General features: G+C 63.2%; 11 protein-coding genes. 9 read left to right on the forward strand and 2 right to left on the reverse strand.

Annotated features, from left to right (window positions below):
- Positions 1 to 222: 222 nt before the first annotated feature.
- Together KDK82_RS08390 and KDK82_RS08395 are read right to left on the reverse strand one after the other, a co-directional pair.
- Positions 223 to 1,230 (reverse strand): CoA transferase, encoded by a 1,008-nt coding sequence (locus KDK82_RS08390; protein ID WP_088164540.1) that lies wholly within the window; start codon positions 1,228 to 1,230, stop codon positions 223 to 225.
- Between the two features lie 193 nt (positions 1,231 to 1,423).
- The gene (locus KDK82_RS08395) at positions 1,424 to 2,620 is read right to left on the reverse strand and encodes an amino acid aminotransferase (protein WP_034394227.1); all 1,197 of its coding nucleotides are present in this window, start codon (positions 2,618 to 2,620) and stop codon (positions 1,424 to 1,426) included.
- Between the two features lie 128 nt (positions 2,621 to 2,748).
- Here KDK82_RS08395 and uvrB point away from each other — a divergent pair, with 128 nt between their 5' ends.
- From uvrB to dnaQ, 9 genes are all read left to right on the forward strand, one after another.
- On the forward strand, positions 2,749 to 4,836 hold the full coding sequence (gene uvrB / locus KDK82_RS08400) for an excinuclease ABC subunit UvrB (RefSeq protein ID WP_088164541.1): 2,088 nt from the start codon (positions 2,749 to 2,751) through the stop codon (positions 4,834 to 4,836).
- Positions 4,837 to 5,061: 225 nt separating this feature from the next.
- Positions 5,062 to 5,598 carry a Fe-S cluster assembly transcriptional regulator IscR gene (iscR, locus tag KDK82_RS08405; protein ID WP_012205825.1) on the forward strand — a complete coding sequence of 179 codons (537 nt, stop codon included), beginning with the start codon at positions 5,062 to 5,064 and terminating at the stop codon, positions 5,596 to 5,598.
- Positions 5,599 to 5,732: 134 nt separating this feature from the next.
- On the forward strand, positions 5,733 to 6,953 hold the full coding sequence (locus KDK82_RS08410; protein WP_012205824.1) for an IscS subfamily cysteine desulfurase: 1,221 nt from the start codon (positions 5,733 to 5,735) through the stop codon (positions 6,951 to 6,953).
- A 43-nt stretch (positions 6,954 to 6,996) separates the two neighbouring features.
- A complete protein-coding gene (gene iscU, locus KDK82_RS08415) occupies positions 6,997 to 7,395 on the forward strand; it encodes a Fe-S cluster assembly scaffold IscU (RefSeq protein WP_012205823.1) in 399 nt (132 codons plus the stop codon).
- Between the two features lies 1 nt (position 7,396).
- Positions 7,397 to 7,720 (forward strand): iron-sulfur cluster assembly protein IscA, encoded by a 324-nt coding sequence (gene iscA, locus KDK82_RS08420; RefSeq protein WP_012205822.1) that lies wholly within the window; start codon positions 7,397 to 7,399, stop codon positions 7,718 to 7,720.
- Between the two features lie 117 nt (positions 7,721 to 7,837).
- Entirely contained in the window at positions 7,838 to 8,356 is a 519-nt protein-coding gene (gene hscB, locus KDK82_RS08425; protein ID WP_012205821.1) for a Fe-S protein assembly co-chaperone HscB, read from the forward strand.
- Positions 8,357 to 8,440: 84 nt separating this feature from the next.
- Entirely contained in the window at positions 8,441 to 10,309 is a 1,869-nt protein-coding gene (gene hscA, locus KDK82_RS08430; RefSeq protein WP_088164542.1) for a Fe-S protein assembly chaperone HscA, read from the forward strand.
- Positions 10,310 to 10,334: 25 nt separating this feature from the next.
- Complete coding sequence (gene fdx, locus KDK82_RS08435; protein WP_013802212.1) at positions 10,335 to 10,673, forward strand: ISC system 2Fe-2S type ferredoxin; 339 nt, start codon at positions 10,335 to 10,337, stop codon at positions 10,671 to 10,673.
- A gap of 10 nt (positions 10,674 to 10,683) precedes the next feature.
- A complete protein-coding gene (gene dnaQ, locus KDK82_RS08440; protein ID WP_034394212.1) occupies positions 10,684 to 11,400 on the forward strand; it encodes a DNA polymerase III subunit epsilon in 717 nt (238 codons plus the stop codon).
- Positions 11,401 to 11,464 lie beyond the last annotated feature (64 nt).

Consider the following 11,464-nt stretch of genomic DNA (forward strand, 5'->3'; position numbering starts at 1 on the left):
GGTTGATGGATGTTCTCGAACCATGGGGCTGCCTCCAGATAAGCCGATTATGGGTGTTTCCAGATGTGTTCGGGTTGTCCGGTTGTATGCGCAACTCCGATTTAAGAGGAGCGGGCTATTACGGTAAAGAGGGTCATTGGCCGCAGCGTGCCCGCATGCTGCGGCCAGCCATGACCTGCGCGGCTTGTAGGTTGCGGGCAGGTGGTGCTTTTAGGTATCCGCCTACAAGCGAGGCCGTGCCTGGGGTTGGCCGGGAAGAGGGTGCAGGGGCAGATCGTGCTGCTCGGCCAGGTCTGCCAGCTCGGCGCAGGACAAGGGGGCCAGGAAGGCTTGCAGGGCTGCATGCATGGCGGGGCTGCGCATGCTGGCGATGCTGCCATCGCCATTCACCGACGCCACGGCGCACAGGCGAGCCGCGAAATGCGGCTCCAGGGCCGCCACGGCCACCGATCCATCGGCGCAGGCGTAGACGCGATAGCCTGCGTGCGCGCCGCCCACATCGCCATCGGGCCGGGTCAGGCCCCAATGCCAGGGCAAAGCCAGCCACTGCGCGGCCTGGGCCAGGCCTGTTTCCTGGAGACTGCCGTGGCCGCTGCGCTGGCGCAGCAGCCAGGCCTTGAGCACGGCTTCGCTGGCCATCAGCGCACCGGCCATGTCGGCAAACAGGCTGGGTGGCATGGCGCCGCCCTGTACCAGCCCCGCCTCGGCCTGGTAGGTCAGGTCATGGCCCGGCACGTCGGCCAGGGCTCCCGCGCTGCCGACGATGCGCACCAGCGACAGCTGAGGATGGCGCTGCTGCAGCGACGCCCAGTCCAGCCCCAGCTTGGCGAGTGCGGCGGGGCGGAACGAGGTGAGCAGGATGTCGGCCGCATCCAGCGCATCGTGCAGCGCCGCCTGTCCTTCCTCGCTCTTGAGCTGTGCCTGCCAGACCGCAACGCCCTGGTGCATATCGGCATAGGCTTGCGGGCTGTAGTGCGCCATCGGGTCTGCACCGGCCACACCGGCCACACCGGCCGCACCGGCCGCACCGGCCGCAGCGGGCTGTGCAGACGGAGGCTCCAGCTTGCTGCACTGCGCGCCCATGGCGGCACAGCGCATCAGGGCGGCGGGGCCGGGCAGATTCAGGGCCAGACTCAGGATGCGCACGCCCGACAACGGCAGCCCGTCGATGGGGGAAGATGGGAGGGACGCGGGTAGCGCAATAGCGTCAAGGGGCGCGTGATCGGGCATGGGTATCGAGCGTCTCAGTGTGCATTCGGTGTTTCAACTGCACGCATGATCGCACTCATGCCTCCCAGGGCCTGGCGCATACCGGACGGTGAGGATGCAAAAGCCGCCCGGAAAAAGAAAATGCCGCCAGGGCAATGCACCGTTGGCGGCATGTCTGCAAACCCGGCGCATGGCCGGGCAGCCGGGGCGGGGGTCAGACCACCTTGGCGATCGACTGGCAGACGTAGTCGATGTTCTTGCTGTTGAGCGCGGCCACGCACATGCGGCCCGTATCCGTGCCGTAGACGCCGAACTCGGTGCGCAGGCGCACCATCTGGTCCTTGCTCAGGCCGGAGTAGCTGAACATGCCGATCTGGGTGGTGATGAAGCCCATGTCCTGCTGGACACCGGCAGCCTTCAGGCCGTCAACCAGCTTCTGGCGCATGGCCTTGATGCGCACGCGCATCTCGCCCAGTTCCTTTTCCCACAGTGCGCGCAACTCGGGGTTGTTCAGCACGGCGGCCACCACGGCGCCACCATGGGTGGGCGGGTTGGAGTAGTTGGTGCGGATGACGATCTTGAGCTGGCTCAGCACGCGGGCCGCTTCTTCCTTGTCGTTGGCCACCACCGACAGCGCGCCCACGCGCTCGCCGTACAGGCTGAAGCTCTTGGAGAACGAGGTCGAGACGAAAATGTTCAGGCCGGCGGCCACGAACTTGCCGATCACGGCGCCGTCTTCGGCAATGCCGTGGCCAAAGCCCTGGTAGGCCATGTCGAGGAAGGCCACCAGACCCTTGGCCTTGACGGCGGCGATCACCTGGTCCCACTGCTCGGCCGTGATGTCATAGCCGGTCGGGTTGTGGCAGCAGGCGTGCAGCACCACGATGGTGCCGGCGGCGGCCGCGTTCAGGTCGGCCAGCATGCCTTCGAAGTTCACCTTGCGGTTGACCGCGTCGTAGTAGGCATAGGTGCCCACTTCGAAGCCTGCATTGGTGAAGATGGCCTTGTGGTTTTCCCAGCTCGGGTCGGAGATCAGCACCTTGGCGGTGGGGCTGATCTTCTTGAGGAAGTCGGCGCCGATCTTCAGGCCGCCGGTGCCGCCGATGGCCTGCACCGTGGACACGCGGCCGGACTTGACGACGTCGGACTCGGCGCCGAACACCAGGCCCTTGACTGCGGCATCATAGGCAGCGATGCCGTCGATGGGCAGGTAGCCGCGGGCCGTGGGCTTGTCCATCATCGCCTTCTCGGCGGCCTGCACGCATTCGAGCAGGGGCAACTTGCCGTTGTCGTCGAAGTACACGCCCACGCCCAGATTCACCTTGCTGGGGTTGGTGTCGGCAGCGAACTGCTCGTTCAGACCCAGGATGGGGTCGCGGGGGGCCATTTCGACGGCGGTAAACAGAGACATGAAGCGTCCTTGGGATGTCTTGGGAGGTGGAAAAAACGCGGCTAGCCCCAAGCTACGGTAGGCTTTCGGGTTAACCCATGAATTCTAGCGATCTCGCCGGCCGATACTCACTTTTGCGAACCCACGTCATGCACGAAGTCTCTGATTCCTCTCCAGCACCTGGGGCCTCCGGCCAGTTCGTGCATTTCGCGGACTCCCCCTTCGAGCTGTTCCAGCCCTATCCGCCGGCCGGCGATCAGCCCGCAGCCATTGAAAAGCTGGTCGAAGGCATCCAGGACGGCGAATCCTTCCAGACCCTGCTGGGCGTGACGGGCTCGGGCAAGACCTTCACCATGGCCAATGTGATCGCCCGCCTGGGCCGCCCGGCCATTGTCTTTGCGCCCAACAAGACGCTGGCAGCGCAGCTGTACAGCGAATTTCGCGAGTTCTTTCCCAAGAACTCCGTCGAATACTTCGTCAGCTACTACGACTACTACCAGCCCGAGGCCTATGTGCCACAGCGCGACCTGTTCATCGAAAAGGACAGCGCCATCAACGAGCACATCGAGCAGATGCGGCTGTCGTGCACCAAAAGCCTGATGGAGCGGCGCGACGTGGTCATCGTCGCCACGGTCTCGGCCATCTACGGCATCGGCGAGCCCGAAAGCTACCACCGCATGATCATGACGCTGCGCACCGGCGACCGCATCAACCAGCGCGACGTCATTGCGCAACTGATCCGCATGCAGTACCAGCGCAACGACCAGGACTTCAGCCGGGGCAAGTTCCGCGTGCGCGGCGACACCATCGACGTCTTCCCCGCCGAGCATTCCGAGCTGGCCATCCGCATCGAACTGTTCGACGACGAGGTCGAAAGCCTGCAACTGTTCGACCCGCTGACGGGCCGCGTGCGCCAGAGCATTCCGCGCTTCACCGTCTACCCCAGCAGCCACTACGTCACGCCGCGCGACAAGGTCCTGGCCGCCGTGGAAACCATCAAGCTGGAGCTGGCCGAGCGGCTCAAGCAACTGGTGGGAGACGGCAAGCTGGTCGAGGCCCAGCGCCTGGAGCAGCGCACGCGCTTCGATCTGGAGATGCTCACCGAGGTCGGTCACTGCAAGGGCATCGAGAACTACACCCGCCACCTCTCAGGCGCCGCACCCGGCGAGCCGCCCAGCACCCTGACCGACTACCTGCCCGGCGACGCCCTCATGTTCCTGGACGAGAGTCACCAGATGATCGGACAGCTCAACGCCATGTACAGCGGCGACCGCTCGCGCAAGACCACGCTGGTGGAATACGGCTTTCGGTTGCCTTCGGCGCTGGACAACCGGCCGCTCAAATTCGAGGAATTCGAGCAGCGCATGCGCCAGGTCATCTTTGTCTCCGCCACGCCGGCAGACTACGAGAAGACCCACTCGGGCCAGGTCGTGGACCAGGTCGTTCGCCCCACAGGCCTCATCGATCCTGAAATCGAAGTCCGCCCGGCCACCAATCAGGTGGACGACGTGCTGCAGGAAATCCGCCTGCGCGTCGAACGCACGGAGCGCGTTCTCATCACCACGCTGACCAAGCGCATGGCCGAGCAACTCACCGACTACCTGAGTGAAAACGGCGTCAAGGTGCGCTATCTGCACTCCGACGTGGAAACGGTGGAGCGTGTGGAGATCATTCGTGACCTGCGCCTGGGTGTCTTTGACGTGCTCGTGGGCATCAACCTGCTGCGCGAGGGGCTGGACATCCCCGAAGTCTCGCTGGTCGCCATCCTCGATGCCGACAAGGAAGGCTTTCTTCGCGCCGAACGCAGTCTCATCCAGACCATCGGCCGGGCCGCGCGCAACCTGCATGGCAAGGCCATCCTCTATGCTGACCGTGTCACGGAGTCCATGAAGAAGGCCATTGGCGAGACCGAGCGCCGCCGTGCCAAGCAAATAAGCTTCAACGAGGAAAACGGAATCGAACCCAAGCAGATTGTCAAGCGGGTGAAAGACCTGATTGATGGTGTCTACAGCGAAAAAAGTGGCAAGGAAGCGGAACGCCTGCAGGCCAATCAGCTCGAAAGAGCGCGTGTCGAGGACATGTCCGAAAAAGATGTGGCCAGGGAAATCAAGCGTCTGGAGAAGCAGATGCTCGAACATGCGCGCAGCCTGGAGTTCGAACAGGCTGCGCGGGTGCGCGATCAGCTGGCGTTGCTCAAGGAGCAACTGTTCGGAGGCTCATCCGTGCAGGTTTCCTGAGGCGGCGCCTGGTCTGAAGCCCGTTAGCTCCTGTTACCCGACAAAATTGATGGGGAATGTGGTACACTAAGGGTCAACACTCAACAACAACAAAAACTTCGATGAAAAGAAGGGCTCTGAACCTTTTGAACAGGACGGAGTAAGGGCGGAGACTGTGCCCAACTCCAGTCAAATCGCTGGAGCGGGTGTTTCTGTAACGTACAAGCCTGACTGAAGGAGCTCGTAATGCGTCTCACCACCAAAGGCCGTTTTGCGGTCACTGCCATGATCGATCTGGCCCTGCGCCAGAACAATGGCCCTGTCACGCTGGCAGCCATCAGCCAGCGGCAACAGATTTCCCTGTCGTATCTGGAACAGCTGTTCGGCAAGCTGCGCCGCCATGAACTCGTAGAGTCCACCCGTGGACCCGGCGGCGGCTACACACTCGCCCGCAAGGCTGGCGACATCACCGTGGCCGACATCATCGTCTCCGTGGACGAACCCATTGACGCCACCCAGTGTGGCGGCAAGGAAAATTGCCTGGGCGAAGCCGGCCGCTGCATGACGCATGAGCTGTGGGCCGCACTGAACCAGCGCATGGTCGAGTTCCTCGATTCCGTGACGCTGCAAAAGCTTGTGGACGAACAACTGGCCAAGGGCATCCAGATCGAGGACAAGCCCGTGGTGCGTCGCGCGATTTCCACGGCTCCCGTGGTCAAGCCCATCCGTGTGAATGCCCCGAACTCGGTATTCGCGCTGGGCAACGCCTTCGCCAAGTCCTGATCGACTTTTGACACCCTGAGGGCAGGGCACCGCCGCGCATGGCTGTGTGGCGCGGTGTTGTCCGCCTGGATGGATTCACCGGAGTTCATCGCCTTCCCGTTTTTTGCCAGCCTGAACCTTGATAAGAGCCAGTCATGGACATGACCCCGCATTTCCCCATCTATCTCGACTATGGCGCGACCACCCCCGTGGACCCTCGCGTGGTGGACGCCATGATTCCTTGGCTGCGTGAGCATTTCGGCAACGCCGCATCGCGCAGTCATGCCTGGGGTTGGGAAGCCGAGGAGGCCATCGAGAAGGCCCGCGGCCAGGTCGCAGACCTGATCGGCGCGGATCCCCGTGAGATTGTCTGGACCAGCGGTGCCACCGAGTCCATCAACCTGGCCATCAAGGGCGCGGCGCATTTCTACCAGGGCAAGGGCAAGCACCTGATCACGCTCAAGACCGAGCACAAGGCCGTGCTCGACACCATGCGTGAACTCGAGCGCCAGGGCTTTGAGGTGACCTACATGGACGTGCAGCCTGATGGCCTGCTCGACATCGAGGCATTCAAGGCCGCGCTGCGCCCCGACACCATTTTGGTCAGCGTGCTCTTCGTGAACAACGAAATCGGCGTCATCCAAGACATTCCCACCATCGGCGCGCTGTGCCGTGAGAAGGGCATCCTGTTCCATGTGGACGCCGCGCAGGCAACGGGCCGCGTGGAGATCGACATGTCCAAGCTGCCGGTGGACCTGATGAGCATGACCGCGCACAAGACCTATGGCCCCAAGGGCGTGGGTGCCCTGTATGTGCGCCGCAAGCCACGTGTGCGCCTGGAAGCGCAGATCCACGGTGGTGGCCATGAGCGCGGCATGCGCTCGGGCACGCTGCCTACACACCAGATCGTTGGCATGGGCGAGGCCTTCCGCATTGCCAAGGAAGAAATGGCTGAAAGCAATGCCAAGGCCTACGCGCTGCAGCAGCGTCTGCTCAACGGCTTGAAGGATCTGGAGCAGGTCTTCATCAACGGCAGCATGGAGCACCGTGTGCCGCAAAACCTGAACATGAGCTTCAACTTCGTCGAAGGCGAGTCGCTCATCATGGGCATCAAGGGTCTGGCGGTGTCCTCGGGATCGGCCTGTACGTCGGCCAGCCTGGAGCCCAGCTATGTGCTGCGTGCACTTGGCCGCAGCGACGAACTGGCGCACAGCAGCCTGCGCATGACGATCGGCCGCTTCACGACCGAAGAGGAAATCGACTACGCGATCAGCACCATCCGCACCAATGTGGTCAAGCTGCGCGAACTCAGCCCGCTGTGGGAGATGTTCAAGGACGGCATCGATCTCAGCACCATCCAATGGGCGGCTCACTGAGCATTTGCCGGCACGCGAATCAAGTATTGAAGAGGTAGACATCATGGCTTATTCCGACAAAGTGGTAGACCACTACGAAAATCCCCGCAACGTGGGCTCGTTCGACAAGAACGACGAATCGGTGGGCACCGGCATGGTCGGCGCTCCTGCCTGCGGCGACGTGATGAAGCTGCAGATCAAGGTCAACCCCGAAACCGGCGTCATCGAGGATGCGCGTTTCAAGACCTATGGCTGCGGTTCCGCGATTGCCTCGTCTTCGCTGGTGACCGAGTGGGTCAAGGGCAAGACGCTGGATGAGGCGGCTGCGCTGAAGAACAGCCAGATCGCCGAAGAGCTGGCTCTGCCTCCCGTCAAGGTGCACTGCTCCATCCTGGCCGAAGACGCCATCAAGGCAGCAGTCGATGACTACCGTGCCAAGCGCACTGCGGTGGTGGCCGCCTGATATGGCGATCTCGCTGACCGATTCTGCGGCACGCCACGTGAGCCGCTACCTGTCGCGCCGCGGCAAGGGTATCGGCGTGCGCCTCGGGGTCAAGACCACGGGCTGCTCTGGCTTGGCCTACAAGCTGGAGTATGTGGACGAGCAATTGCCCGAGGACGTGATCTTCGAGGACCACGGCATCAAGGTGCTGGTCGATCCCAAGAGCCTGGCCTATATCGACGGCACGGAGCTGGATTTCGTGCGTGAGGGCTTGAACGAAGGCTTCAAGTTCCACAACCCCAACGAGCGTGATCGCTGCGGTTGCGGCGAGAGCTTTCGCATCTGACCGGCATCTGTCGGGTGGCCGGGCCTTTGTGGCCTGGCGGCATGCCCGGCAGGCCCTGATTTCTTCTACTCCCTCAAGAGGCCGCCTTCGCTTCGGTGCTGGCGGCTTTTTATCGACATGAACCTGCAATCGGACGATTTCGAGCTGTTTGCGCTGCCGCGCCAATTTGCGCAGGAGCGCAGCACCATTGACGCGCGCTGGAAGGAGTTGCAGCGCGAGGCCCATCCTGACCGCTTTGCTTCGCAGGGAGCCGCCGCGCAGCGCGTGGCCATGCAATGGTCGGTGCGCATCAACGAGGCCTACCAGCGGTTGAAAGAGCCACTCAGGCGCGCGGCGTATCTCTGCGAATTGCTGGGTGCACCCGTGCGTGCCGAGGACAACACGTCCATGCCCACCGCCTTTCTGATGCAGCAAATGGAGTGGCGCGAGGCGTTGGAAGAGGCGCAGGACGAGGCCGCCTTGGATGCGCTGGACGACGAGGTGCTGCAGGCGAGAAAGAGCATGCTGGCTGAATGTGGTCGTCAGCTGGATGAGCTGCACGATGCGCAGGCGGCTGTGCAGCAGGTCAGAGCCCTCATGTTTGTTGCGCGATTTGCGCAGGACATAGAGCGTCGCCGCGATCAACTGGGACAATAACCCGCGATCCGCACCTCCCACGAGAGACCCTCATTCACAAGGCAGGCCGGCCGGCCCGGACCTGCAATTTCCACGAGTATTTTCATGGCGCTTTTGCAGATTTCCGAACCCGGTCAGTCCCCCGATCCCCACCAGCGGCGCATTGCCGTGGGCATCGACCTGGGCACCACGCATTCGCTGGTCGCCGCTGTCCGCAATGGCGTGGCCGAATGTCTGCCGGATGACCAGGGCCGAGTGCTGCTGCCTTCTGTCGTGCGCTATCTGCCCCAGGGCCGTCGTGAGATCGGCCACGCCGCCCAGGCTGCACTGTCTACCGATGCGGGCAACACCATTGCCTCGGCCAAGCGCTTCATGGGCCGCACGCTGGCTGACATCGATGCGCCGGAAAAGCTGCCTTACCGCTTTGCGGAGCAGGAGGCCGGCCGTGGCGTGATCGGGATCGAGACCGTCGATGGCACCAAGACAGCCGTGGAGGTCAGTGCCGAGATCCTGGCCACGCTGCGTTTCCGTGCCGAAGACACTTTCAATGACGACATCCATGGCGCCGTCATCACCGTGCCCGCCTACTTTGACGATGCACAACGCCAGGCCACCAAGGATGCGGCAAAGCTCGCCGGCATCAACCTGCTGCGCCTGATCAACGAGCCCACGGCTGCAGCCATTGCCTACGGCCTGGACAACGGCTCCGAAGGCGTCTACGCCGTCTACGACCTGGGTGGCGGCACTTTCGACATTTCTATCCTGCGTCTGTCCCAGGGTGTGTTCGAAGTCGTCTCCACTGGCGGCGATTCGGCCCTGGGGGGTGACGACTACGATGCGGCTTTGGCCGAGTGGGTGGCCCAGCAGACCGGCGTGGTTCCCCAGACGGCCGAGGACAAGGCCCGCTGGCGCATGGCGGCACGCCTTTGCAAGCAGGCATTGACGGAGGCACAGGTCGCAACGCTCACGGCCGAGTTGTCTACCGGCGCTGTGCATTTCGATGTAAAGCGCAGCGATTTCGATGCGAGCACGGCCCATCTGACGGCACGTTCGCTGGCGGCCGTGCGCCGCGCGCTCAAGGACGCAGGGCTGGCGCGCGACGAAGTGCAGGGCGTGGTGCTGGTCGGCGGTTCCACCCGCATGCCCCAGGTGCGCGAGGCCGTGGCCGAGTTCTTTGGCCGCGATCCTCTCATCAATCTCAACCCCGACGAAGTCGTCGCGCTGGGGGCTGCCATCCAGGCCAACCAGCTCGCTGGCAACAGCTCCAGCGGCGACATGCTGCTGCTCGACGTGATTCCTCTGTCCCTGGGCGTGGAGACCATGGGCGGCCTTGTCGAGCGAATCATCAGCCGCAACGAGACCATTCCCACTGCCCGTGCCCAGGACTTCACCACCTACAAGGATGGTCAGACGGCCCTGGCCGTCCATGTAGTGCAGGGCGAGCGCGACCTGGTGGCGGACTGCCGCAGCCTGGCGCGTTTCGAGCTGCGCGGCATCCCGCCCATGGCGGCCGGCGCGGCCCGCATCCGTGTGACCTTCACCGTGGATGCCGATGGACTGCTGTCGGTAGGCGCCAAGGAGCAGACCAGCGGCGTCGAGGCCCATATCCATGTCAAGCCGTCGTACGGCCTATCGGACGACGAGGTTGCCCGCATGCTGCAGGACGGCTTTGCCACGGCCCAGCAGGACATGCAGGCCCGCGCACTGGTGGAGGCACGTGTCGACGCCGATCGCATGCTGATGGCCACCGAAAGCGCTCTGCAGGCCGATGGCGATGTACTCGCCGCGGACCAACGCGCAGCCATCGATGCGCTGATCGACGTCCTGCGCGCCAGCGTGGGCTCCGAGGATGCCGCCGTCATCGAGGCCGCGACGCAAGCGTTGGCCAAGGGCACGGAGTCCTTCGCCGCCGAGCGCATGAACCGCAGCATCCAGCAGGCCCTGGCCGGCAAGAGCGTGCAATCCCTTTCCTGATTTCTGATCCGACAGCAGATCCGTCATGCCCGTTATCAAAATACTTCCCCACGCCGAATACTGTCCCCAGGGTGCCGAAATCGAGGCGCCCGCCGGAACCTCGATCTGCGAGGCCCTGCTGGACAACAACATCAAGATCGAACATGCCTGCGACATGAGCTGCGCATGCACCACCTGCCATGTGGTGGTCAAGGCGGGCTACAACTCGCTGAACGAGGCCGAGGAAGAGGAGGAAGACCTGCTGGACCGCGCCTGGGGCCTGCAGCCGCAGTCCCGCCTGTCCTGCCAGGCCATCCTGGCACGCGAGGACGTGACCATCGAGATTCCCAAGTACTCGCTCAATCACGCCAAGGAAAACCACTGAGGGCCAGCACATGTCGCGTCAAATCATTCTCGACACTGAAACCACTGGCCTGTCAGCCGACAACGGCGACCGGCTCATCGAGCTGGGCTGCGTGGAGATGGTCAACCGCAAGCTGACCGGCAACAACCTGCATCTGTATTTCAATGCGGGGCGCGACAGCCATCCGGACGCGCTGCGCGTGCACGGCATCACCACCGAATTCCTCAAGGACAAGCCGCGCTTCGAGCACAAGGTCGAGGAGATCTGGGAGTACCTGCAGGGCGCCGAGCTCATCATCCACAACGCGCCCTTTGACCTGGGGTTCCTGAACAAGGAGCTGGAGCTCGCCAACCGCCCGCCGATCCGCCAGTGCGTGAGCGGGGTCATCGACACCCTGGTCATGGCCAAGGAGATGTTCCCTGGCAAGCGCAACTCGCTCGATTCGCTGTGCGATCGCCTGGAGGTGGACAACTCCGGGCGCACGCTGCACGGCGCTTTGCTGGATGCGGAGCTGCTGGCCGATGTCTACATCAACCTCACGCGGGGCCAGGAGGCCCTGTTGATGGCGGAAGAGCCTGTCCAGTCCGAGGGTGGGCTGGTCGTGGCGCAGGTGGATCTGGCCAGCTTCAAGCTGCGCGTGGTGCACGCCAATGATCAGGAGCTGGCCGCACACGAGGATGTGATGGTGCAGATGGACAAATCGAGCGGCGGCAAGACAATTTGGCGCGGCTTCGAAAATCAGTCCTAGAAGTTATGACATAATCTAAGTCTTGTCGCAGTAACGACATATGGGTGATTAGCTCAGCGGTAGA

It is taken from the genome of Delftia sp. K82 (assembly GCF_002193035.1).
Lineage (GTDB): Bacteria > Pseudomonadota > Gammaproteobacteria > Burkholderiales > Burkholderiaceae_C > Comamonas > Comamonas acidovorans.